The sequence below is a fragment of the Paraburkholderia sp. WS6 genome (assembly GCF_030464835.1).
GTDB classification, from domain to species: domain Bacteria; phylum Pseudomonadota; class Gammaproteobacteria; order Burkholderiales; family Burkholderiaceae; genus Paraburkholderia; species Paraburkholderia madseniana.
The window spans coordinates 43001-65585 of record NZ_JALQCK010000003.1 but is presented as its reverse complement, the minus strand read 5'-3'; the positions used below and the strand labels follow the sequence as shown (position 1 = coordinate 65585).

Annotated in this window: 21 protein-coding genes and 1 pseudogene; 12 read left to right on the top strand and 10 right to left on the bottom strand. The window is 63.4% G+C overall.

What is annotated here, in order from left to right; genetic code table 11:
• Positions 1-7: 7 nt before the first annotated feature.
• Genes phnK through phnG form a run of 5 tightly spaced genes read right to left on the bottom strand, consistent with a single transcriptional unit; the run spans position 8 to position 3936 of the window.
• Positions 8-778, bottom strand: coding sequence for a phosphonate C-P lyase system protein PhnK (gene phnK, locus M0D64_RS04695; protein ID WP_054041997.1), 771 nt, complete (start codon positions 776-778; stop codon positions 8-10).
• Complete coding sequence (locus M0D64_RS04690; protein ID WP_266256826.1) at positions 775-1698, bottom strand: alpha-D-ribose 1-methylphosphonate 5-phosphate C-P-lyase PhnJ; 924 nt, start codon at positions 1696-1698, stop codon at positions 775-777. The genes phnK and M0D64_RS04690 overlap by 4 nt, the downstream gene beginning before the upstream one ends.
• On the bottom strand, positions 1695-2840 hold the full coding sequence (locus tag M0D64_RS04685; protein ID WP_266256825.1) for a carbon-phosphorus lyase complex subunit PhnI: 1146 nt from the start codon (positions 2838-2840) through the stop codon (positions 1695-1697). Before M0D64_RS04685 ends, M0D64_RS04690 begins: the two co-directional genes overlap by 4 nt.
• Positions 2840-3451 carry a phosphonate C-P lyase system protein PhnH gene (gene phnH / locus M0D64_RS04680; RefSeq protein WP_200621547.1) on the bottom strand — a complete coding sequence of 204 codons (612 nt, stop codon included), beginning with the start codon at positions 3449-3451 and terminating at the stop codon, positions 2840-2842. The genes M0D64_RS04685 and phnH overlap by 1 nt, the downstream gene beginning before the upstream one ends.
• Positions 3451-3936 carry a phosphonate C-P lyase system protein PhnG gene (gene phnG, locus M0D64_RS04675; protein WP_171928177.1) on the bottom strand — a complete coding sequence of 162 codons (486 nt, stop codon included), beginning with the start codon at positions 3934-3936 and terminating at the stop codon, positions 3451-3453. The genes phnH and phnG overlap by 1 nt, the downstream gene beginning before the upstream one ends.
• 181 nt (positions 3937-4117) lie before the next feature.
• Between phnG and phnF the strand changes: the two genes are divergently transcribed.
• From phnF to phnN, 3 genes are read left to right on the top strand one after another with little or no spacing between them, the layout of a single operon-like run.
• Positions 4118-4876, top strand: a complete 759-nt coding sequence (gene phnF / locus M0D64_RS04670; protein WP_266256824.1) for a phosphonate metabolism transcriptional regulator PhnF — start codon at positions 4118-4120, stop codon at positions 4874-4876.
• A complete protein-coding gene (locus tag M0D64_RS04665; RefSeq protein ID WP_266256823.1) occupies positions 4873-5619 on the top strand; it encodes a DUF1045 domain-containing protein in 747 nt (248 codons plus the stop codon). The genes phnF and M0D64_RS04665 overlap by 4 nt, the downstream gene beginning before the upstream one ends.
• Positions 5620-5621: 2 nt before the next feature.
• The gene (gene phnN, locus M0D64_RS04660; RefSeq protein ID WP_266256822.1) at positions 5622-6203 is read left to right on the top strand and encodes a phosphonate metabolism protein/1,5-bisphosphokinase (PRPP-forming) PhnN; all 582 of its coding nucleotides are present in this window, start codon (positions 5622-5624) and stop codon (positions 6201-6203) included.
• Between the two features lie 6 nt (positions 6204-6209).
• Here the strand turns inward: phnN and M0D64_RS04655 are convergent.
• A pseudogene (locus tag M0D64_RS04655) lies at positions 6210-6314 on the bottom strand (LysR family transcriptional regulator); the annotation flags it as partial.
• Positions 6315-6402: 88 nt separating this feature from the next.
• On the opposite strand from M0D64_RS04655, the gene M0D64_RS04650 reads away from it, so the two are divergent.
• Entirely contained in the window at positions 6403-7593 is a 1191-nt protein-coding gene (locus tag M0D64_RS04650; RefSeq protein WP_266256821.1) for a M20 aminoacylase family protein, read from the top strand.
• Between the two features lie 114 nt (positions 7594-7707).
• On the opposite strand, the gene M0D64_RS04645 is transcribed toward M0D64_RS04650, so the two are convergent.
• From M0D64_RS04645 to M0D64_RS04630, 4 genes are all read right to left on the bottom strand, one after another.
• A complete protein-coding gene (locus tag M0D64_RS04645) occupies positions 7708-8532 on the bottom strand; it encodes an IclR family transcriptional regulator (RefSeq protein ID WP_266256820.1) in 825 nt (274 codons plus the stop codon).
• 214 nt (positions 8533-8746) lie between these two features.
• Positions 8747-11800 carry an efflux RND transporter permease subunit gene (locus M0D64_RS04640; RefSeq protein WP_266256819.1) on the bottom strand — a complete coding sequence of 1018 codons (3054 nt, stop codon included), beginning with the start codon at positions 11798-11800 and terminating at the stop codon, positions 8747-8749.
• Positions 11801-11812: 12 nt separating this feature from the next.
• Positions 11813-12964: an efflux RND transporter periplasmic adaptor subunit gene (locus tag M0D64_RS04635; RefSeq protein WP_266256818.1), complete on the bottom strand. Its 1152-nt coding sequence runs from the start codon at positions 12962-12964 to the stop codon at positions 11813-11815.
• A 119-nt stretch (positions 12965-13083) separates the two neighbouring features.
• Positions 13084-14589 (bottom strand): efflux transporter outer membrane subunit, encoded by a 1506-nt coding sequence (locus tag M0D64_RS04630; RefSeq protein WP_266256817.1) that lies wholly within the window; start codon positions 14587-14589, stop codon positions 13084-13086.
• Between the two features lie 228 nt (positions 14590-14817).
• On the opposite strand from M0D64_RS04630, the gene M0D64_RS04625 reads away from it, so the two are divergent.
• The 8 genes from M0D64_RS04625 (at position 14818) to pcaF (ending at position 22551) form a co-directional block, all read left to right on the top strand.
• Complete coding sequence (locus M0D64_RS04625; protein WP_266256816.1) at positions 14818-15204, top strand: cupin domain-containing protein; 387 nt, start codon at positions 14818-14820, stop codon at positions 15202-15204.
• A gap of 133 nt (positions 15205-15337) precedes the next feature.
• Positions 15338-16042 (top strand): FadR/GntR family transcriptional regulator, encoded by a 705-nt coding sequence (locus M0D64_RS04620; protein WP_266256815.1) that lies wholly within the window; start codon positions 15338-15340, stop codon positions 16040-16042.
• A 75-nt stretch (positions 16043-16117) separates the two neighbouring features.
• On the top strand, positions 16118-17008 hold the full coding sequence (gene ltnD / locus M0D64_RS04615; protein ID WP_266256814.1) for an L-threonate dehydrogenase: 891 nt from the start codon (positions 16118-16120) through the stop codon (positions 17006-17008).
• Between the two features lie 14 nt (positions 17009-17022).
• Entirely contained in the window at positions 17023-18333 is a 1311-nt protein-coding gene (otnK, locus tag M0D64_RS04610) for a 3-oxo-tetronate kinase (RefSeq protein WP_266256813.1), read from the top strand.
• Complete coding sequence (locus tag M0D64_RS04605) at positions 18330-18992, top strand: aldolase (protein WP_266256812.1); 663 nt, start codon at positions 18330-18332, stop codon at positions 18990-18992. Before otnK ends, M0D64_RS04605 begins: the two co-directional genes overlap by 4 nt.
• A gap of 92 nt (positions 18993-19084) precedes the next feature.
• Entirely contained in the window at positions 19085-19873 is a 789-nt protein-coding gene (otnI, locus tag M0D64_RS04600) for a 2-oxo-tetronate isomerase (RefSeq protein WP_266256811.1), read from the top strand.
• 29 nt (positions 19874-19902) lie between these two features.
• On the top strand, positions 19903-20883 hold the full coding sequence (denD, locus tag M0D64_RS04595) for a D-erythronate dehydrogenase (RefSeq protein ID WP_266256810.1): 981 nt from the start codon (positions 19903-19905) through the stop codon (positions 20881-20883).
• Positions 20884-21348: 465 nt separating this feature from the next.
• Complete coding sequence (gene pcaF / locus M0D64_RS04590) at positions 21349-22551, top strand: 3-oxoadipyl-CoA thiolase (RefSeq protein ID WP_266256809.1); 1203 nt, start codon at positions 21349-21351, stop codon at positions 22549-22551.
• Positions 22552-22585: the final 34 nt, after the last annotated feature.

Here is a 22585-nt window from a genome sequence, read left to right as displayed (position 1 = left end):
GTGAGCCTCAAACCGGCAGAACCGAGGAAACCAGCGTTTGCGTGTACGGATGCTGCGGATCGTCGAGCACCTGGTCCGTCAGGCCCGACTCGACCACTTCGCCGCCTTGCATGACCATCAAACGATGTGCGAGCAGGCGCGCCACGCCGATATCGTGTGTCACGATCAGCACCGACAGATGCAGCGTGGACGTCAACGTGCGCAGCAAGTCGAGCAGACGCGCCTGCACCGAGACGTCGAGACCGGCGGTCGGCTCGTCCATGAAGACGAGGCGCGGACCGGTGACGAGGTTACGTGCGATCTGCAAACGCTGCTGCATGCCGCCGGAAAACGCCGCCGGGAATTCGTCGATGCGAGTGGCGTCGAGTTCGACACGCTCCATCCACTGCGTGGCGGTGTGGCGGATGTCGCCGTAATGGCGGGCGCCGACGGCCATCAAAGGCTCGCCGATATTCGCGCCGGCGGAGACGCCGCTGCGCAGGCCGTCGCGCGGATTCTGCTGCACGAAGCCCCACTCGGTGCGCATCAACAGACGCCGGCGCGGTTCGGACAAGGCGAGCAGATCGAGTTTTTCGCCATGCGTGGCCGTGTAGTGGAGCGAGCCGCTATCGGTTTCGGTTTTCAGGGCGAGCGCATTGAGCAGCGTGGTCTTGCCCGAGCCGGATTCGCCGACGATGCACAGCACTTCGCCCGGATACAGATCGAAGCTGACGTTCCTGCAGCCGTTGCGGCCGCCAAATTGTTTGGTGAGCGAACGGGCGCTCAACAGCGGCGTCATGCGGTTTCTCCTTTGCGCGCTTCGTAGGCCGGCAACTCGAGGTCCTGATCGCCGCGGCGTTCGTGGCAGTAGTCGCTGTCCGAGCAGACGAACATGCGCTTGCCGGCGTCGTCGACGATCATTTCGTCGAGGAAGCTTTCCGTCGATCCGCACAGCGCGCACGCGTGCTGCCACTTCTGCACTTCGAACGGGTGATCGTCGAAGTCGAGACTGCGCACGGGCGTGTACGGCGGGATCGCGTGAATGCGCCGTTCGCGGCCGGCGCCGAACAATTGCAGCGCGGGATTCATATGCATCTTCGGATTGTCGAACTTCGGAATCGGCGACGGCGAACTCAGATAGCGGTTGTTGACGATCACCGGGTAGTCGTACGTGGTGGCGATGCTGCCGTGATGGACGATGTCCTCGTAGAGCTTCACGCTGATCAATCCGTAATCAGCCAGTGCGTGCAGCTTCTTGCATTCCGTAGCGCGCGGTTCCAGCTTGTATAGCGGTTCGGGCATCGGCACCTGATAGACCAGAATCTGCTTGTCGGTGAGCGGCGCTTCCGGAATCCGGTGACGTGTCTGGATGATCGTCGCTTCGGTCGTGCGGCGCGTGGTTGTCACGCCCGTGGTGCGCGCGAAGAAGCGGCGGATGTTGACCGCGTTGGTGGTTTCGTCGGAACCCTGATCGATGACCTTCAGTGTATCGTTCCTGCCGATGATCGCCGCGGTCACCTGAATGCCGCCCGTGCCCCAGCCGTACGGCAGGGGCATTTCCCGCGAGCCGAACGGCACCTGATAGCCCGGCACGGCGACCGCCTTGAGCAACGCGCGGCGCAGCATACGCTTGGTCTGTTCGTCGAGGTAGGCGAAGTTGTAGCCGTCCGCGGCGCTGTCGTACGACGCGGTGGTGTGAGATGTGGCCGGCGCGTTCATGCGGCTTGCTCCTGCTGATCGTGATCCCGACTCTTGCCCTGATCCTGGCCCTCTGCGCTGTGTTGCGCCCGCAGTCGCCGCACGAGTTCGAGTTCGGACTGAAAGTCGACGTAGTGAGGCAACTTCAGATGCTGAACGAAGCCGGACGCTTCGACGTTATCGCTATGCGAGAGCATGAATTCGATGTCCTGCGTCGGCGAGGCGAGCGTTTCGCCGAGCTCCTCGGTGCGCAACGCGCGATCCACGAGTGCCATGGCCATCGCTTTGCGTTCCGAGTGTCCGAACGCGAGACCATAGCCTTGCGTGAAAGTAGGGGCCACGTTGCCGCTGCCGGCGAACTGGTTGATCATCTGGCATTCGGTGACATCGATGTCGCCGATTTCAACGGCTTCGCCCAGTTCATCGAGTTCCATTTCGACGGCGATCGTGCCGAAGCGGATCTCGCCGGCAAACGGATGCGTGTGCGCGTAGCCCCGTTGGGTGGCGTAGCCCATGGCGAGCAGGAAGCCTTCGTCGCCGCGTGCGAGATTCTGCAAACGCGTGGCGCGGCTCGCGGGAAACGCAAGCGGCTCGCGCGAGAGGTCACCGGGCTCCGGTGCGTCCGACGTGGGGCGTTCCTGTTCGATCAAGCCTTCCTTGTCGAGCAGCGTGACCACGCGCGGCATGGCTTCTGCTGCGGACTGGGCAGCTTGAATGGACGTTGGGTTTGCGGCCCCATCGGTTCCGGCATCGCCTTCGGCAAGCAGCGCGAAATCCAGCAGACGTTGCGTGTAATCGTAGGTCGCGCCGAGCAATTGCCCGCCGGGCACGTCCTTGAACGTTGCCGAAATACGGCGCTCAACTTGCATGGCTTCCGTGTCGATCGCCTGCGTATAACCGAAACGCGGCAACGTGGTGCGATACGCACGCAGCAGAAAGATCGCTTCGACCAGATCGCCCGCGGCCTGCTTGATCGCGAGCGCGGCGAGTTCTTCGTCGTAGACCGAACCTTCGGTCATCACTCGCGCGACGGCGAGGCGCAATTGCTCGCGAATCTGCGCGACGCTGAGTTCGGCCAGCCGCGTATCGCCACGGCGCGACTTGTCGAGCAGACGCCACGATGCTTCGATCGCGCGTTCTCCACCCTTGACGGCAACGTACATCAGTTCACCTTCGCTTGAGTTGTGCGCGGCAGGCCGATCAACGTGCTGCCGCAGACGAGATAACAATCGATGCCGCACGGAAAGAGCGGCGCGAGGGCGGCGCGTTCGCGCCAGAAGTGCTCGGGCAGACCGATCGGCGCAATCGTCGTGGTGTGCTGAATGCCGGGACCGCTGAGCACGATCGGTGCGCCACCTGTCAACGCTTCGACGCGGATCAGCAAGGTCACCGAGTGCTCAGGCGATTCCGCTTCGCCGAGTGCAAAGCTTTCCAGCGCCGGCATTGCGCTTGCGTCGTGAATATAGGCGAAGGCCGCAAGTCCCGGTTCGTCGACGAGCGGCGCGCCGGTATGAAAGCGCAGCGCCGAGCCCAGAGCCGTATCGGGTTGGGCGAGCCATACGGGCGTGGCGTAGTCGCACAGGGTCAGCAGCGCGGCGAAAGCGGCGAGCGCGGCGCGAGTGGCCCGCACCTCCGGCAAGCCTTTTTCGACGACGCCCACCGTGCCCGGGCGCGACAGTGCGTCGAGCAGCGTGCGGAATACCGCCTGGGTGTCGTGGACCGGGTCTGCGAAACCGGGTGTCAAGGTAGACAATGCAATCTGCGAGTTTTCCATCAGTCGCCTCTGACCATCGTGAAGAATTCGACGCGCGTGGCTGCGGCGTCCTGTCTGCGTTCGGCGCGTTGCGCGGCTTGCTGTTCGGCAAACGGCGCGATCAATTGCTGGTGCAAGGCGGTGTGATGTTCGGGCATTTGCAGCAACGCATCGGCAAGCGCTGCCAGTTCGGCGCGGCGGCGGTCGCGGCCCAGATGGCACGCTACGCCGACGGCTGCGGCTGTGTCACCCGTGACGCGCAAACGCAACGTGGCGCGCGTGACGGTGGCCTCGCCGAGATTGAACGGGTCGCCGCTGCCGCCGACGCGGCCGCGCACCATCGCGAGGCCGATTTCGGGTGGCCGCAGCCAGTCGTAAGCAGGGGGTGGAACGCCTTGCAGCGCGCGTTGCAGCGCGGCTTCGAGATCGGCGCGCGGGGTGCGGGCCAGCACGGCCATCCATGCGCGCCGCGTGGCGGAGGAAGGCGAGGCGGAAGTGGCACTCATCGAAATTCCTGTTGATCCAGCGAGTGGACATTTAAGCATCTATTCATCTAAACGTCTAGACGTTTAGGGGTATGCTGGCCGGGCGTTGCTGTGCATGGTCACCGTTTCACATTTCCATCACGGCTTGCGCACTACAATGCATGGCATAGCGAATATTTGAACCCAAGGGAATGACAGCACCATGACATCGAACGACAACGCGACGCCGGGCACGCTGCTCGAACGCGGCGCGGGCGTTGCCGTCTGGCGGCAGATCGAACAGATTCTGGCAGCGGAAATTGCAGCGAGCGGCTTTGGCGAAGACGGCCGTTTGCCGAGCGAGGGCGAACTGGCCAAACGTTTCGACGTGAACCGGCATACCGTGCGCCGCGCCATGCTCGGTCTTGCCGCATTGGGCCTCGTCAGCGTCGAGCAGGGACGTGGCACCTTCGTGCAGCCCGGCGCGATCGACTATACGATCGGTCGGCGCACGCGGTTTACAGAAAACTTGCGGCAGCAGCATCATGCGGCGGCGGGCACGATGTTGTCGGCCGCGCGCGTGAAGGCCGAGCCGAATGTCGCGAAGGCGCTCAGCTTGCGGGCGGGCGCCTCGGTCTACCGGATCGAGACCTTGCACGAATCGGATGGCGTGCCGCTTACGTTCGCGCGTAACTGGTACCCGGCTGGGCGTTTCCCAGACTTGCCGGAGGTGCTGGAGCGTACCGGCGGCGTGACCAAGGCCATGGCCGAATTGGGCGTAACCGATTATCTGCGTAAGTGGAGCCGTATCGGCAGCGTGTTGCCCGAGCCGGAAGTGGCGCGGCGTTTGAATATCAACCGGCAGCAGCCGGTGTTGTGGGTCGAAAACGTCGACGTCGATCTGGAAGGCACACCGATTAAATACGGCTTCACGCATTTTGCGGCGGATCGTGTGCAGTTGCTGGTGGAGCACGAAGTATGAGCGCCGTGGTGGAGAACACCGGCGATCAGGCCGAATGGAGCACCGGCGCGCGGTTCGCGGTCTATTACGCGCCGTCGCGCGGTTCAGTGTGGTGGCGCGCCGGTTCGGTGTGGCTGGGGCGTGACGCGGAAAGCGGCGAGCGCTGTGCGGCGCCCCAGCCGGAAGGCTTGACGCGTCCGCTGGCGGAGCTAACCGAAGCCCCGCGTCGCTATGGTTGGCACGGCACGCTGGTCGCGCCGTTTCGTCTCGTTGAAGGCGTGACTCAACACGATGTGCTGGAAGCGACGCGTCAATGGGCGCATACGCAAAACCCATTCGCGTTGCCGGTCGAAGCCGCGACACTCGGCGATTTTGTGGCGCTGCGTCCCGCGGATCAGAACGGCGAAACGAACATTGGCGCTGTTGCCGCAAGTGCACTGCGCTCGCTCGATGCACTGCGCGCGAGACCGTCCGCGGCCGATCTCGCGCGCCGTCTCGCCGCGCCATTGAGTGAACGGCAACGTGCGCTGCTGATCGAATGGGGTTATCCGTACGTCTTCGACGAATTCCGTTTTCACATGACGCTGTCCAGTTCTCTCGCCAATACCGACGAGCGCGCAACGCTGGTTGCGTGGTGGCAGGCGCAAACACCCGCGCTCGGGCCGCTCGTTATCGATCACGCGGCGCTCTTTGTCGAACCCGCGCCTGGTGAGCCATTTGTCCTGTGGCAGCGCGTGCCGTTTCAGACCCGCGAGGTGAAATAACAATGGCAGGTCGTTTGATTTATGTAATGGGGCCGTCCGGCGCGGGCAAGGATTCATTGCTGGGTTTTGCGCGCAGCCGCCTGATGGGCGAGCCGATTCTGTTTGCGCATCGCTACATCACGCGGCCGAGCGGCAACGGTGAAGAGCACGTTGCGTTGAGCGTCGAAGAATTCGCGGCGCGTTCGGTGCTCGGTCTGTTCGCGCTCGAATGGTCGAGCCACTCACTGCGTTACGGCATCGGTATCGAGCTCGATGCATGGCTTGCGCGCGGTTGCACGGTCGTCGTCAACGGGTCGCGTCAGCATTTGCAACATACGTTGGCGCGTTATCCGCACACCGAAGTCGTGCATGTGGACGCCGCGCCGCATATTCTCGAAGCACGGCTCGGCGCGCGGGCGCGTGAGTCGGCGGAACAGGTCGCGGCCAGGCTTGCACGACGGGCACCGTTTTCATTGCCGCAAGGGCTTCGGTGTACAACGATCGATAACTCCGGGGCACTGGAAGACGCAGGGCACGCGCTGATCGCTTTTTTGCAGGCGGAGGGCGATATTCGCCATGTTTCCCACGCTCCCCACGTTCGCTAGGCTCGACTACCCGGCCGCCGCCATGCGCTCCCGGGTCGCTTCCTGCAAACACGATACGAACTGCAGCACCGCTGGAGTCGGCAGCAATTCACGCCGCGAGATGATGCTCAAAAAACAGTATCTTGTTCGAACAAGATGGCGTGGCTATAGTGCTCGTCTGTTTGCCGCGTCATGCGGCGTGAATTCCATGGAGCGATAGATGAGCGAAGCCGCGCGTTTTACCGAAGTGTCCGACCTGGCGCCTGCAACCGAGAGCCTGCGCGAGATCCGCCATCACATCCATCACCATCCGGAATTGGCCTACGAGGAAGTGCAAACCGGCGCACTGGTGGCCGGGAAGCTCGAACAATGGGGCTGGCAGGTCACACGCGGGGTCGGTCAAACCGGCGTGGTGGGCACGCTGAAAGTGGGCAACGGCACGCGCAGCATCGGCATTCGCGCCGACATGGATGCGCTGCCGATCATCGAACAAACCGGGCTGCCGTATGCGAGCGGCACGCACGGCAAGATGCACGCCTGCGGTCACGACGGCCACACGACAATGCTGATCGGCGCCGCGCAGCATCTTGCCGCCACGCGTAATTTCTCGGGCACCGTGCATCTGTACTTCCAGCCGGCCGAAGAAAGCGGCATCGACAGCGGCGCGATGAAGATGATTAACGACGGCCTGTTCGAGCGCTTTCCGTGCGATGCCGTGTTCGGTCTGCACAATCATCCGGGCGAGGAACCGGGCGTGATGCTGTTCCGCAAGGGGCCGTTCATGTCGGCGGGCGACAAGGCGATCATCACGATCGAAGGCGTCGGCGGCCATGCGGCTCGTCCGCATCTGACGGTCGATCCGGTGGTGGTGGCGGCGAGCATCGTGATGGCCTTGCAGACCATCGTGGCGCGTAACGTCGACCCGTCGCAGCCGGCGGTGGTGACGGTCGGCTCGATGCATGCGGGCACCGCGAACAACGTGATTTCGAGCAGCGCAAAGCTGGAATTGAGCGTGCGTTCGTTCAGCCCCGAAGTGCGTGCACTGCTGAAAAAACGCATTACCGAACTCGCCGAAAGCCAGGCCGCGAGCTATGGCGGCAAGGCGGTGGTGGAGTATATCGAAGGCTATCCAGTGGTGATCAATTCGGATGCCGAAACGGACTTCGCGGTGCAGGTGGCGCGTGAGCTGGTCGGCGACGACAAGGTGGTCGAGCAGACCGACATCCTGATGGGCAGCGAAGATTTCGCTTTCATGCTGCAAAAACGGCCCGGTACGTTCCTGCGGATCGGCAACGGTGCGGGCGAAGACGGCTGCATGGTGCACAACCCCCATTACGACTTCAACGACCGCAATCTGCCGGTCGGCGCCGCATTCTGGACGCGCCTGGTGGAGCGGTATCTGGGGCAGTGAGAGGCCCGGGTTGTTAACGAGGGGCCTCAGGCGCAATGGGCGCGCATGCGAGAAACGCGCGCCTTTCGAGGCACCTTCGTGTACTCAATCGCGCTCAACCGCAATCAATCGCAATCAACCGCGCCGCGCCACCATCTCCGAAACGGTCTGCGCGGCCTGCTGCAGCGGCTCCAGAAACGCTTTCACCATCTGCTTGGCCGAATTGCGCTGAGCATTGCCGCTGATGTTCATTGCCGCGATCACGCGCCCCTGGCGGTTGCGAATCGGTGCGGACAGCGAAATCAGACCGCCTTCCAGCTCCTGGTCGACGATCGCCCATCCCTGGCGGCGCACCTGCGCGATCAGCTTTTTCAGCTCTTCCTTGTCGGTCACCGTGCGCGGCGTATGCGCATAGAGCGGCGTCGAACTCAGGGTCGCTTCGAGCGTTTCGTCGTCGAGCGCGGACAGCAGCACACGGCCCATCGACGTGCAATACGCCGGCAAGCGGCTGCCGATCGACAGGTTGATGGTCATGATCTTGTGCGTCGGCACGCGCAGCACGTAGACGATCTCCGTGCGATCGAGCACGGCCGCCGAGCAACTCTCGTGAACCTGCGACGACAGATTTTCCATCACCGGTTCGGCGAGGTTCCAGAACGGCATCGAGGTCAGATACGCGAAACCGAGGTCGAGAATCTTCGGCGTGAGGCGGAACAGGCGGCCTTCGGCCTCCACGTAGCCGAGCGTCTGCAGGGTCAGCAGAATGCGGCGTGCGCCGGCGCGTGTCAGGCCGGTGGCGGCGGCGACGTCAGTGAGCGTCTGTTCTGGGCGGGTGGCATTGAACGCGCGAATCACCGAGAGGCCTCGCGCGAACGACTGCACATACGAGTCGCCCGGTTTGTCCGCGGCCGGTTCGGCGCTGGCAGGAACGGCAGAAGGCGGTGGCAGGGCTTTGCTCATGGACCTTGAAAGATGCGTTCGAAGAAGGGCGCGTAGCGTTCGCGCGTTTCAGCCGGCGCGATGCGGTGCAAAGGCGTGACGATAGCTTAAGCCTTCTGTTTCGCCAACTTTGCCCGCTTTTGCCCCTAGGTCGCCGCGAGTGAAATCTGCCTTGCGCCTAGTGGCTAAGCCATTGATTATAAATAATTCGTAGGCTTGGAAGGCGGGTTAAACGCTAACTCGCCTCCTGCGCGGCAGCGTCCCGATGATGATCGGCGGCGAGGAACATATACATCGCAGGCACCACGAACAATGTAAAAAGGGTGCCGATCGACAGCCCCGTGAAGATCACGAGCCCCATCGCATTGCGGCCCGCGGCACCCGCTCCCGAGGCGAACACGAGCGGCACGACGCCGAGCACCATCGCCGCGGTGGTCATCAGAATCGGGCGTAGCCGCACGGCCGCCGCTTCTTCCAGCGCTTCGCGCTTCGACTTGCCGGCGTGTTGCAGCTCGTTGGCAAACTGGACGATCAGGATGCCGTGTTTGCTGACGAGCCCCATCAGCGTGACGAGCCCGACCTGCGTGTAGATGTTCAGCGTCGTCAAGCCGATGTTGATGAAGATGAGCGCACCGAACAGCGCCATCGGCACCGAAACCAGGATCACGATCGGGTCACGGAAACTTTCGAATTGCGCCGCCAGCGCAAGGAACACGATGATCGTGGCGAGCAGCAGCGTGATGACGAAGCCGCCCGATTCCTGCACGAACTGCCGCGACTGGCCCGAGTAGTCCGCTGCATAACCTGCTGGTGCAACCTGGGTGGTTGTCTTGCGCAGAAAATCGAGCACCTCGCCTTGCGACACGCCCGGTACGATCACGCCTGAGATCGTCGCGGAGTTGAGTTGCTGGAAGTGGTTGATCGATTCCGGCACGACGTTGTGTTCGAGATGTGCAATCGTCGAAGCCGGCATGACGCTGCCGTCCGGCGTGCGCAGGTAGTAATCGAGCACCTGCGAAGGATTCAGACGATCGGTCTGCAGGACCTGCGGAATTACCTTGTACGAGCGCCCGGCGATCGAGAAGTAGTTGACATAGCCGCCCCCTAGCGCCGAACCGAGCGCTTGCCCGACGTCGCTCTGCGAGAGCCCGAGGGAGGCGACCTTGTCGCGGTCGACCACGAGCGTGGCTTCCGGCTTGTCGAGCTTGAGATCGCTGTCGACGAAGAAAAACATCCCGCTCTCGCGGGCTTTTTGCAGGACTGCCTGTGAAACTTCGTTGAGGTTCTCGAACGGCTCGGTCGTGCTGATGACGAACTGCACCGGCAAGCCCTGCGAGCCTGGTAGCGGCGGAAACTGGAATGCCGCGACGCGCGCACCTGAAATCTGATTCCATTTCTGCTGCAATTCCTGCTGCAAGGCGGTCGCGCCCTTGCTGCGCTGGTCCCATGTCTTGAACAGCACACCGCCGATCCCCTGGTTGAGTGTCGGCGCGCCCGTGAGTTGGAACATCTGCGCGTATTCGGGCAGCGCCTTGGAGATATCGAACACCTGGTCCGCGTACATCTGCATCTGCTGAATGGTCGCGTTCGGCGGTCCCTGGATCTGCGACAGGACGATCCCCTGATCCTCCTGCGGCGCCAGCTCCGCTTTTGACGTCATGAACAGATAGACCGTGCCGCAGAGCAGCAGCGCGCCCATCACGGTGAACACGGGCCAGGTGTCGAGCGTCGCGTGCAACAGGCGGCTATAGCCACGATGGACGCGTTCGAACTGGCGGTCGACGAAACGCGCGAAGCGCCCGGACTCCTGGTCCGCACGGAAGAAGCGCGAGCACATCATCGGCGACAACGTCAGCGCGATTACACCGGAGACCGTCACCGCGCCGGCGAGCGAGAAGGCGAACTCGGTGAAGAGGGCGCCCGTCAGGCCACCCTGAAAACCGATCGGCACATAGACGGCGATCAGCACGACAGTCATCGCGAGGATCGGTCCGCCGAGTTCGCGCGCGGCGATGAGCGCGGCGTCGAAAGGCGCCTTGCCTTCCTCCTTCATGTGGCGATCGACGTTTTCGACGACGATGATCGCGTCGTCCACGACGAGCCCGATCGCGAGCACGAGCGCGAGCAGTGTCAGCAGATTGATCGAATAGCCGAGCAACTGCATCACGAAGAACGTGCCGATGAGCGACAACGGCATCGCGATCAGCGGCACGATGACCGCGCGGAAGCTGCCGAGGAACAGGAAAATCACCGCCGTGACGATCAGCAGCGCCTCGACCAGCGTCTTGATCACCTCGACGATCGCCGTGTTGACGAAATCGGTGGCGTCATAAACGATCTCACCGGTCATGCCGGTCGGAAACTGCTTCTGCAGCCCGGGAAACACGGCCTTCACGCGTTTGGCGACATCGAGGATGTTGGCGTCCGGCGCCACCTTGATGCCGATGAACACCGAACGCTTGCCGCTGAACGCGACGTTGAAATCGTAGCTGTCGGCGCCGAGCACGACGTTCGCGACGTCTTCGAGGCGCACGATCGCGCCGTTTTTCTGCTTGATGACGAGTTGCTTGAAGTCGTTGACGGTATGCAGGTCCGTGCCCGCGTTCAGGTCGACGCTGACCATTTGCCCCTTCGTCGTGCCGAGTGTCGCGAGGTAGTTGTTGTTGCCAAGCGCCGTGAAGACGTCGCTTGCCGTTACGCCGTGCGCAGCGAGCCGTGTGGAATCAAGCCACGCGCGTAACGCGAACTGCCGTCCGCCGAGGATTTCAGCCGTCTGCACGCCTTCGATCGAATCGAGCTTGGGCTTGATGACGCGCAGCAGATAATCCGTGACGTTGTTGCTCGGCAGCACGTCGCTGTAGAAACCCATGTACATCGCGTCGGTGGTCTGCCCGGTTTGTACCGTCAGCACCGGCTGCTGCGCTTGCGGCGGCAACTGGTTGCGCACCGAGCCGATCTGCGTGTTGATCTCGGTCAGCGCGCGGTTCGCGTCATAGTTCAGGCGCAGTGTCGCGGTAATGGTCGACACGCCGGTGCTGCTCGTCGACGACATGTAGTCGATGCCTTGCGCCTGAGCGATTGCCGCCTCGAGCGGCTGCGTGATAAAGCCGGCGATGGTGTCGGCGTTCGCGCCATAGTAGGCCGTGCTGATCGTCACGACGGCGTTTTCGGTTTGCGGATACTGGCTGACTTTCAGGGTGGCCAGCGAACGCAGTCCGAGCACGAGAATCAGCAGGCTGACGACCGATGCCAGCACGGGCCGCCGGATAAAGAGATCGGTGAATGTCATCGCGCGGTCTCTCTATTGTTCCTGCGGCGTCGGGTTTGGACTGTCCGAGGGCTGCACGCTGTTGTTGATGACGAGCGGCGTGCCGTTCTTGAGCTTGAGTTGCCCGCTCGTCACGACCTGCGTGCCGGCGGCGACACCTTTGAGGATCGCGACCTGATCGCCGCGCGTCGGCCCTGGCGTGACGAACACCTGTTGCGCGACGGGCAGCGTCTTGCCCTGCGCATTGGCTTGTGTGCCCGGCTTGACGACGAACACGGTCGCGCCATACGGGTTGTAGGTGATGGCCGTTTGCGGCAGTGTCAGGTAGCGCTGTCCGGCGCCCGCGTCGATCTTCACGTTCGCATACATGCCCGGCAGCAGCTTGCGCTCGTGATTGTCCACGCTCGCTTCGATCTGCACGTTGCGCGTGGTGCTGTCGACTTTCGGGCTGAGCGACTGGATCTTGCCCACGAACGTTTGCCCGCTAAACGCGTTGGTGTCGACCACGATGGTCTGGCCGATCGCGAGCTGGCCGAGCTGCTGTTGCGGCAGGTAGAAATCGGCGTAGATCGGATCGATCGCCTGCAGCGTGACGATCGCATCGCCAGGATTGATGTATTGGCCCGGATTGATCGTGGTGATCCCGAGGCGCCCCGCAAACGGTGCGCGGATGGTTTTCTTTTCGACGAGCGCGGCTTGTCCTGCGACTTGCGCCTTCTTGCCTTTCAGGTCGGCGGCGTCCGCATCGAGCTGCGCCTTGGCGATGGCCTTGATGTCGTACTGCGCCTTGTCGCGCGTGTAGACCGTCTGTGCGAGTTCCGCTGCTGCCTGGAGCGACTGGAGCAGCGCCACATCGCTGTCGGCATTGAGTCTGACGAGGACTTGCCCGGCCTTCGCTTCCTGCCCTGAACTGAACGCCACCTCGCGCACGAGGCCCGCGACTTCGGTGGTGACGTCGACGCCGCGCACGGCGCGCAGGCTGCCGACCGCCGCCAACTGCGGTTGCCACGACTGATAGCCGGCCACGACCGCCGAAACGGTGGCGGGCGGCGCCGCGTTGCCCGCCATGAACTTGGCGAACATGTACGAGCGGAACTGGTTGAAGCCGACGAGTGCGGCCAGCAGCAGGCCGACACAGATCAGCATGATCACCATCCGCTTCGTCATCGGTTTTCTTTCGGTCATCGTGATGTCCTTGCACGGCATTGGGCGAAGCGCCGGACTTTGCATGCCTTCGTATCTGACAGCGCGTGTTGCAAAGAGCGGTACGGCGAGCCTTCTGTCTGGCTATGTCAATGCGTCAGTCATTGCGTCGTCGCAGCGGCGGTCGGCGCGGCGGCGTTCCACCAGCCGCCACCGAGCGCCTGGAAGAGGGCTGCGGTGTCGGCGTAGCGGGAGGCCTGTGCTTGCGCGAGGCTGACCACCGTTTGCTGGTACTGGCGTTGGGCATCGAGAAGCGCCAGGTAGCTCACGCCGCCGACGCGATACTGCCCGCGCGTGAGTTCCAGCGAGTCACTGGCGGAGCGCCAGGCGTCCGTCTGTGCTTTCAGGCCGGTCGCGTCGTGATCGAGCGCGCGCAGCGAATCCGCGACGTTCTGGAACGCCAGCAGCACCGTTTCACGATATTGCGCGTCGGCCTGCTCGTACGCCGCCTCGGCCGCGCGCTTCTGCGCGCTCAGTTGCCCGCCGTGGAAGACCGGTTGCAGCAGGCCGGCGCCCAGGCTCCAGATCGTGCTGCCGGCCTTGAACACCTGGGCCGGCGTCAGGGCCTCGGCGCCGTAGCTGGCGGACAGCGTGATCTGCGGATACATCGCCGCTGTCGCCACGCCGATTTGCGCGCTGGCCTGATGGAGCACGGCGTCGGCGGCGAGAATGTCGGGCCGCTGCTGCACCAGTGCCGACGGCAGGCTCACAGGCAGCGCCTCGGGTAACGAAAACATCTCGAGCCTGAATTCAGGCAATGTGGCGTCGCTGGGCAATTTGCCGGCCAGCACGGCGAGCTGGTGACGCGTCTGGTCGAGCTGTTGTTGCAGCGGCGGCAGCGTGGCGCGGGTCTGCGCGAGGAGGGTTTGCTGCGCGAGCACCGCCGTGCGGCCCACGCCGCCCAGTTCGAACTGCTTGCCGAGTACGCCCAGTTGCTCGTCTTCCTCCGCGGCGATCCGCTCGGTTGCCTCGATCTGTGCGCGCAGTGACGCTTCCTTGACGGCCGCGGTCACGATGTTGGCGGACATCGCAAGATAGGCGGCCTGCAACTGGAAACGCTGGTAATCGATTTGCGCGTGCAGCGCTTCGAGTTCGCGCCGCGAGCCGCCGAACACGTCGAGTTTGTACGACACGTTCACCGACGCGTTGTACAGATTGAACTCATCGACCACGCCGGGTTGGCCGAACGCGATGCCGTTCAGTTTTTCGCGCGTGGCGCCAAGTTGCGCGTCGACGCTGGGCAAAAGCGTGCCGCCGGCTTGCGCCGAGAAGTTTTCGCGTGCCTGCCGCAATGCGGCTTGCGCCGCGGTGATGTTTGGACTGTTGACGAAGGCCTGACGGATCAGCGCGTCGAGCGGTTCGCAATGAAAGAGCGCCCACCAGGCGGCGGGAATGTCCTGTCCCGGCACAAAGCGCTGCGGCAAGCCGGCGGCCCCTGGAGAAGAGGCCGTCTGCTCGGGCAATGGCGAGGCGGTGTAGGTGTCGGTAGCGGGCGCGGGGGGAGTACGGTAATCGGGACCGACCATGCAGCCGGCGGCTGCGGTGCAGCCGCATAACGCGACCCACAGGCGCCGCTGCCGGACAATACGCTGGATAACGTCGATCATCGATCCACCTTATATCGCTTGCGTTTAACCTAAACGACGGAGCGGACGCGGATATTCAGGCAACTTGAACTTTCGATGTTTCTTTTCCTGACGCCGGAATTTATACCATGCGGGACATTTCTACGCTTAGCCTAGCATGGTCGATCTCAGCGCTTGCGCACGAGATCACGTAGTCAGGGCGCTTGACGGGCTTTCAGGCTTGGGGATTAACGTCGCCGGGACATCCAGATGAAAGAGATCGCCTCATTTCCCTCCTTTAGCCGCCGCGACAGCGAAGCGGTCCCATGGCAGCGATCGGCCGTCGCTCCTGGTGTTGAGGTCAAAAATCTCGGCACCGCGGACGGCCGTGCCATTCAGTTAGTGAAGTTCGCTCCGGGCGTGACCTTTCCGGACCATTACCATACGGGGCCGGAATTCATTTACATGCTCGAGGGGCAGGCTGTTCAGAACGGCGAGATCCTGTCAGCAGGATGGGTTGGCATTGCCAGCGCGGGAACCGTCGATCACGGGTTCAGGAGCGAAACGGGGTGCGTGTTCCTGTTTATCTACGACCATGGGCAGGTATTCGATTCGGTGCAGCCGCCAATGAAGGATAGGCACGCCACCGCCGGCTGATGTTCGATCGGCGTTACGACGCGTGCGCCGTAGACGTCGCGCGACCGCGCTCGGAAAACTCAGGGTTTGCATCGATGCCGCCCGAGCCTCAAATTTGTATGATGACCCGACAACCTGATTCATCGGGGCCCTCATGTTCGACAAGATTCCTGCCCGGGCGCTGAGCGATACGGTCGCGCAGCAGTTGCTCAAGCAGATCGACAAAGGCACCTTCGCGCGCGTCGGCAAGCTGCCGACCGAGGCGGTGCTGGCGCAGCAGTTCGGCGTGAGCCGCACGGTGATCCGTGAGGCGATTTCGCGGCTGAAGAACGAAGGCGTGGTCGAGCCGCGCCAGGGCAGCGGTGTATTTATCGCCACTCATGGCGCGATCCGGCCGCTGCGCATCGACTATGCGGAAGCGGTCGAAACGGGCTCGGTGCTGCAAATCCTCGCGTTGCGGCGTGCGATCGAGGCTGAAGTTGCTTCGGAGGCGGCCATGTGCCGCAGCGACGCAGACATGGTGTCGATCGACGCCGCCCTCTCGAAGATCGACGAAGCGGTGGCCGAAGGCGAGAACGGCGTCGCCGAAGATGTCGCTTTCCATCGCGCAATCGCCGCGGCCACCGGCAATCCGTATTTCCTCAAGACGCTCACCTTCCTGAATCAGTACCTCGAGGCCGGCACCCTGGTCACCCGTCGCAACGAAGCGCTGCGCGATGACTTCTCACGTCAGGTGCGTGAAGAGCATGCGGCCATCGTCGCGGCGATCCGGGCCGGCGATTCGATGGCGGCGCGCAATGCGGCGAGCACGCATATGAACAATGCGGCACGGCGGCTCGCGGACGCGGGCATTTGTTGAGCTGAACCAAGTCGAGGCGGGTTGCCGGGTTGGGTTTCATCGGGCGCTCGCAGCTAACCAATATAGAGGTCAGGCATGTCCAGAAATGTCGGCGTTATCGGTCTCGGGGCGATGGGCATGGGCGTCGCGCGCTCGCTGCTGCGCGCGGGCTTTCAGGTCCACGCGTGCGATCTGCGCAGCGAGATCCTGCAAGCGTTCGTGGCGGCAGGCGGCGTCGGCTGTGCGTCGCCTGCCGAACTCGGCGCGCAATGCGAGGTGGTCGTCACGCTGGTCGTGAATGCCGCCCAAACCGAAGCGGTGCTATTCGGCGCGCAAGGCGCGGTCGCCGCGATGACACCCGGCAGCGTGGTGATTGCAAGCGCAACCGTCGCACCGGACTTCGCGGTCGAACTCGGCAAGCGCATCGAAGCGGCCGGTTTGCAGATGCTCGACGCGCCGGTATCCGGTGGCGCGGCACGCGCGGCGTCCGGCGAAATGACGATGATGACGTCCGGTCCGGACACCGCCTATGCCGCGTGCGAGGACGTGCTGGCCGCGATGGCGGGCAAGGTCTATCGGCTCGGCTCGGCGCACGGCGCGGGTTCGAAGGTGAAGATCATCAATCAGTTGCTGGCCGGCGTGCATATCGCCGTGGCCGCCGAGGCGATGGCGCTCGGCTTGCGCGAAGGCGTCGATCCCGACGCGCTGTACGAGGTCATCACGCATAGCGCCGGCAATTCGTGGATGTTCGAGAACCGCGTGCCGCATATTCTGAGCGGCGATTACACGCCGCTCTCGGCGGTCGATATCTTCGTGAAGGATCTCGGTCTGGTGCTCGATACCGCGCGCCACTCGAAATTCCCGTTGCCGTTGTCGGCGGCGGCGCATCAAATGTTCATGATGGCGTCGACGGCGGGGCATGGCGGCGAGGACGATTCCGCGGTGATCAAGATTTTCCCCGGCATTGACTTGCCGGCGGCGAAGTAAGCGCGGAGCCTGCCATGACTACTCCGTCCAGACGCGCGCTGCTCGGCTGTATCGCCGACGATTTCACCGGCGCCACTGACCTCGCCAACATGCTGGTGCGCGGCGGCATGCGCACGGTGCAGACCATCGGCGTGCCCGCGTCGAACGATGCCGTAGAAGCCGATGCGCTGGTCGTCGCGCTGAAATCGCGCACCATCCCCGCCGCCGACGCGGTCGCACAATCGCTCGCCGCGCTCGACTGGTTGCGCGCGCAAGGATGTCGCCAGTTCTTTTTCAAATACTGTTCGACGTTCGATTCGACCGACGCCGGAAACATCGGTCCGGTCACGGACGCCTTGCTCGACGCCTTGTCCGCTGAGGTGGGCGCAACGGCTTTCACGATTGCCTGCCCGGCGTTTCCCGAGAACGGCCGCACGATCTATCGCGGCTATCTGTTCGTCGGCGATACCTTGCTGAACGAATCGGGCATGGAAAATCATCCGCTGACGCCGATGCGCGATGCGAACCTCGTGCGCGTGCTGCAGCGGCAGACCGGATCGAAAGTCGGCCTCGTGCGTTACGACACGGTGGCAAAAGGCGTGTCGACAGTACGTGATTCCCTCGATGCACTATGCGGCGACGGCGTGCGAATAGCGATTGCCGATGCGGTATCGGACGCGGATCTTTACGTGCTCGGCGAGGCATGTGCCGACCTCACGCTGATCACGGGCGGCTCCGGCGTGGCGCTAGGCCTGCCCGCCAATTTCCGTCGCGCCGGTTTGCTTGCGGAAGACAACGATGCCGCGCAATTGCCGCGTGTCGAAGGATGGTCGGCGGTGCTGGCCGGCAGCGCTTCGAAAGCGACCAATGCGCAAGTGGCGGCCTGGCGCGAAACACGGCCCGCGTTCCGCATCGATCCGCTGGCGGTGGCGCGCGGCGAGCCGGTGGTCGAGCAGGCGCTGGCCTTTGCGCAGCCGTACCTGGATAAAGCCGAGCCTGTGTTGATCTATGCCACCGCCACGCCCGACGAAGTCAAAGCGGTGCAATGCGAGCTCGGCGTCAACGAAGCGGGACACCTGGTCGAATCCACGCTGGCGTCGATCGCACGCGGTTTGCGCGAACGCGGAGTGCGCAAGTTCGTGGTGGCGGGCGGTGAAACCTCGGGCGCCGTAGTGCAGGCACTTGACGTGCACACGTTGCGGATCGGTGCGCAGATCGATCCCGGCGTGCCTGCCACCGCGACGACGGACGCCGACCCGCTCGCACTCGCATTGAAATCCGGCAACTTCGGCACGACCGACTTTTTCGAAAAGGCCCTGCGTCACCTCGATGGAGGCGTGCAATGACCGGCACACCCGCACTCCACACGACGAACGAAGCACGCGTGCGCGAAGAAATCTGCGTGACCGGTGCAAGTCTCTATCAACGCGGCTATACGGTGGGCAGCGCGGGCAACATCAGCGCGCGCCTCGACGACGGCTGGCTGATCACGCCGACCGACGCCTGTCTCGGCCGGCTCGATCCCGCCGATATCGCCAAGGTCGATTTCGCCGGCAATGCGGTGTCCGGCGGCAAGCCGTCGAAAACACTGGCGCTGCATCGGGGCATCTATGCACGCAACGGCGAAGCACGCGGCATCGTCCACACGCATTCGACGCATCTGGTGGCGTTGACGCTCGCCGGCGTATGGCACGACGACGATGTTCTGCCGCCGATCACGCCGTACTTCGTGATGAAAGTGGGTCACGTCCCCCTGATTCGTTATAGGCGCCCCGGCGACCCGCAAGTGGCCGAGCAGATCGCCGCACTCGCCGGCACCGTTCGTGCGGTTTTGCTCGAGCGCCTCGGCCCGGTGGTGTGGGAGCGCTCGGTGGCGCAGGCGTCGTATGCGCTTGAGGAGCTCGAAGAGACCGCTCGCCTGTGGCTGATGACGAACCCGCGACCCGTGCCGCTCGACGATGCGGCGCTCGAGGAACTGCGAACCGTATTCGGCGCGCGCTGGTAGACGCACACGCCATCGCGAGATCTTGTGCCCGGAGCATGCATTCATTGCTGCTTGCGCACGCTGAACGAAACCGTTTTAAAGGAGTTGCTGCCATGCCTCGCTTTGCTGCCAACCTGACCATGATGTACAACGAGCACGCTTTCCTCGATCGTTTCGCCGCTGCGGCAAAAGACGGTTTCACCGCGGTGGAGTTTCTGTTTCCCTACGATTTCCGTGCCGGAGAAATCAAGGCGCGGCTCGAAGCGAACGGCCTGACTCAGGCGCTCTTCAATGCGCCGCCCGGCGACTGGGCCGCGGGCGAACGCGGCATCGCTTCGCTGCCGGGGCGCGAAGACGAATTTCGTCGCAGCATCGAAACCGCGCTCGATTACACGCGCGTGCTCGGCAATCGCAAACTGCATGTGATGGCCGGTTTGATCGGCGCGGATCAGCCGCGGGCAAAGCATCGCGGGGTGTATCTGAAGAATCTCGCCTATGCCGCCAAGGCCGCGCAAGAGGACGGCATCACCGTCGTGATCGAGCCGATCAATACGCGCGATATGCCGGGCTTCTTTCTGAATCGCCAGGATGACGCGCAAGCGATTTGCGCGGAAGTGGGCGCACCGAATCTCAAGGTGCAGTTCGATTGTTATCACTGCCAGATCGTCGAGGGCGACCTTGCGGTGAAGCTGAAACGCGATATGGCCGGCATTGGTCACATTCAGGTCGCCGGCGTGCCGGAACGCCATGAGCCCAATATCGGCGAACTGAATTATCCCTATCTGTTCGATCTGATCGACACGCTGGGCTACGACGGCTACATCGGTTGCGAGTACCGGCCGCGGGCCGGCACATCGGCTGGGCTTGATTGGCTGAAGCCGTATCTGAATGCCGCGCGCTAGCAAGCGATAAAGCAAGGACAAAGCACATCATGAAAGTACTGATTACCGGCGGTGCAGGTTTTCTCGGCCAGCGTCTCGCGCGTGAACTGTTGACGCGCGGTTCAGTGAAGGATGAACACGGCAAGCCGCAAGCGATTACCGAGCTGGTGCTGCTCGACGTGGTGCACGGAAGCGATTTCGGCGACACGCGTGTACGCACGGAAGTGGGCGATATCGCCGAGCGCAGCGTGCTCGAGCGCGTGATCGACGACAAGACGTCGGCCATCTTCCATCTTGCCGCGATCGTGAGCGGGCAGGCCGAGGCGGATTTCGATCTCGGCATGCGCATCAATCTGGACGCATCGCGCCTGCTGCTGGAAACGTGCCGGCAACGCGGGCATGCACCGCGTGTGGTGTTCACGAGTTCAGTGGCCGTGTATGGCGGCGATCTGCCCGAAGTCGTGCAGGACGACACCGCGCTGAATCCGCAATCGTCGTACGGCGCGCAGAAGGCGATCGCGGAATTGTTGCTCAACGACTACACGCGGCGAGGTTTCGTCGACGGCCGGGTGTTGCGCCTGCCCACGATTAGCGTGCGCCCGGGCAAGCCGAATGCGGCGGCCTCGTCGTTCGCGAGCGGCATCATTCGCGAGCCGCTGAACGGCGAAGCGGCGGTATGCCCGGTAGCGGGCACGACGCGTTTGTGGCTGCTGTCGCCGCGCAAGGCCATCGAAAGCCTGATCGCCGGACTCGAAATCGATGCCGCTGCGCTCGGCAACCAGCGCGTGCTGAATCTGCCGGGGATTTCGGTGAGCGTCGACGAAATGGTGGCGGCGCTGCGCGAAGTCGCGGGGGAAGAGACCGCGATGCGGATCGTGTGGCAGCCGGATGCGCGGGTTGAGAGGATCGTCGGCAGTTGGCCGGGGCAGTGGGATCCCTCGCGTGCCGAACGGCTCGGGTTGACCAGCGACCACAGCTTCGCCGATGTGATTCGAGGCTATATCGCCGACGAGGGTATTCAGATCCGCTGATAACGCGCGTGCTGGGGCGGGTATTTCAACGGCATCCCGGACCGGACAGCAGAACGACCCAAAGGCTCGTGCCGACAGGCGTAAGAACACGCTTGCCGGCACGAGCGCGTCAATCTTCAGACCTTTTGACTGGTCATGGCTAAACGCCACCGGCCTGCAGATATTCCCTGGTCCGAGGCCGGCTTTGCTTGACATGGTTTCAGGCACACGCCTATTATCGAGTCTAGTTGTTCGATATATGACCTTGTGTTCGTATATAGAACAAATGGCCGCAGTCCTGAGCCCATCGTTCACCATCCTGCGCTAAGCTGATCTGTCGCGACGGCTGCCATGTGACCGTTCCCGTTGCGTCAACCGGGCCTATATCGCACGGTATCCAGCGCGCGTCACGCGCAAGCGGCCGGCGTCACGAACCGATATCCGCTAGCGGCGCAGCGCATGCAGCACATCAACTGGAGACATCACATGACCGAAGCATTCCTGTGCGACGCGATTCGCACCCCCATCGGCCGCTATGCGGGTTCGCTGTCGTCGGTTCGCGCCGACGATCTGGGCGCGGTGCCGCTCAAAGCGCTGATGGAGCGCAACAAGGACGTCGACTGGAACGCGATCGACGACGTCATCTATGGCTGCGCGAACCAGGCCGGTGAAGACAACCGCAACGTCGCGCGCATGTCGCTGTTGCTGGCCGGTTTGCCGCAAGGTGTGCCGGGCTCCACGGTGAACCGCCTGTGCGGCTCGGGCATGGACGCGGTCGGCATTGCCGCACGCGCGATCAAGTCGGGCGAGGCTGCGTTGATGCTGGCCGGCGGCGTCGAAAGCATGAGCCGTGCGCCGTTCGTGATGGGCAAGGCCACCAGCGCGTTTTCGCGCCAGGCCGATATCTTCGACACGACGATCGGCTGGCGTTTCGTGAACCCGTTAATGAAGCAGATGTACGGCGTCGATTCGATGCCCGAGACTGGCGAAAACGTCGCGACCGACTACAAGATCAGCCGTGCCGATCAGGACGCGTTTGCGCTGCGCAGTCAGCAGAAAGCGGCACGTGCACAACGCGACGGCACGCTCGCGCAGGAAATCGTCGGCGTGACTATCGCGCAGAAGAAGGGCGATCCGATCACGGTGTTGCAAGACGAACATCCGCGCGAAACCAGCCTTGAAACGCTTGCCAAACTGAAGGGCGTGGTGCGCCCGGACGGCACGGTCACGGCAGGCAACGCGTCGGGCGTGAACGACGGCGCAGCGGCGTTGCTGCTCGCGAATGAAGAGACCGCGAAGCGCTTTGGCCTCACGCCGCGTGCACGCGTGCTGGGTATCGCAACGGCAGGCGCCGCGCCGCGCGTGATGGGCATCGGCCCGGCGCCGGCCACGCAGAAGTTGCTGGCGCGTCTGAACATGACCATCGACCAGTTCGACGTGATCGAACTGAACGAAGCATTCGCCTCGCAAGGTATTGCTGTGCTGCGCACGCTCGGCGTCGCGGACGACGACGGGCGCGTGAATCCGAACGGCGGGGCGATCGCGCTCGGCCACCCGCTCGGCATGAGCGGCGCGCGTCTGGTGACCACCGCGATGTATCAGTTGCACCGCACGCAAGGCCGTTTTGCGCTGTGCACGATGTGTATCGGTGTCGGTCAAGGCATCGCGATCGCGATCGAACGTGTGTGATGGTTTAGCGCGTGTGCAGGGAAGCGCTGAGGCA

Excerpts from the sequence above, each read along its gene's own strand:
- phnK (WP_054041997.1), bottom strand. The coding sequence starts at position 778 with ATGACGCCGCTGTTGAGCGCCCGTTCGCTCACCAAACAATTTGGCGGC.
- M0D64_RS04690 (WP_266256826.1), bottom strand. The coding sequence starts at position 1,698 with ATGAACGCGCCGGCCACATCTCACACCACCGCGTCGTACGACAGCGCC.
- M0D64_RS04685 (WP_266256825.1), bottom strand. The coding sequence starts at position 2,840 with ATGTACGTTGCCGTCAAGGGTGGAGAACGCGCGATCGAAGCATCGTGG.
- phnH (WP_200621547.1), bottom strand. The coding sequence starts at position 3,451 with ATGGAAAACTCGCAGATTGCATTGTCTACCTTGACACCCGGTTTCGCA.
- phnG (WP_171928177.1), bottom strand. The coding sequence starts at position 3,936 with ATGAGTGCCACTTCCGCCTCGCCTTCCTCCGCCACGCGGCGCGCATGG.
- phnF (WP_266256824.1), top strand. The coding sequence starts at position 4,118 with ATGACATCGAACGACAACGCGACGCCGGGCACGCTGCTCGAACGCGGC.
- M0D64_RS04665 (WP_266256823.1), top strand. The coding sequence starts at position 4,873 with ATGAGCGCCGTGGTGGAGAACACCGGCGATCAGGCCGAATGGAGCACC.
- phnN (WP_266256822.1), top strand. The coding sequence starts at position 5,622 with ATGGCAGGTCGTTTGATTTATGTAATGGGGCCGTCCGGCGCGGGCAAG.
- M0D64_RS04650 (WP_266256821.1), top strand. The coding sequence starts at position 6,403 with ATGAGCGAAGCCGCGCGTTTTACCGAAGTGTCCGACCTGGCGCCTGCA.
- M0D64_RS04645 (WP_266256820.1), bottom strand. The coding sequence starts at position 8,532 with ATGAGCAAAGCCCTGCCACCGCCTTCTGCCGTTCCTGCCAGCGCCGAA.
- M0D64_RS04640 (WP_266256819.1), bottom strand. The coding sequence starts at position 11,800 with ATGACATTCACCGATCTCTTTATCCGGCGGCCCGTGCTGGCATCGGTC.
- M0D64_RS04635 (WP_266256818.1), bottom strand. The coding sequence starts at position 12,964 with ATGACCGAAAGAAAACCGATGACGAAGCGGATGGTGATCATGCTGATC.
- M0D64_RS04630 (WP_266256817.1), bottom strand. The coding sequence starts at position 14,589 with ATGATCGACGTTATCCAGCGTATTGTCCGGCAGCGGCGCCTGTGGGTC.
- M0D64_RS04625 (WP_266256816.1), top strand. The coding sequence starts at position 14,818 with ATGAAAGAGATCGCCTCATTTCCCTCCTTTAGCCGCCGCGACAGCGAA.
- M0D64_RS04620 (WP_266256815.1), top strand. The coding sequence starts at position 15,338 with ATGTTCGACAAGATTCCTGCCCGGGCGCTGAGCGATACGGTCGCGCAG.
- ltnD (WP_266256814.1), top strand. The coding sequence starts at position 16,118 with ATGTCCAGAAATGTCGGCGTTATCGGTCTCGGGGCGATGGGCATGGGC.
- otnK (WP_266256813.1), top strand. The coding sequence starts at position 17,023 with ATGACTACTCCGTCCAGACGCGCGCTGCTCGGCTGTATCGCCGACGAT.
- M0D64_RS04605 (WP_266256812.1), top strand. The coding sequence starts at position 18,330 with ATGACCGGCACACCCGCACTCCACACGACGAACGAAGCACGCGTGCGC.
- otnI (WP_266256811.1), top strand. The coding sequence starts at position 19,085 with ATGCCTCGCTTTGCTGCCAACCTGACCATGATGTACAACGAGCACGCT.
- denD (WP_266256810.1), top strand. The coding sequence starts at position 19,903 with ATGAAAGTACTGATTACCGGCGGTGCAGGTTTTCTCGGCCAGCGTCTC.
- pcaF (WP_266256809.1), top strand. The coding sequence starts at position 21,349 with ATGACCGAAGCATTCCTGTGCGACGCGATTCGCACCCCCATCGGCCGC.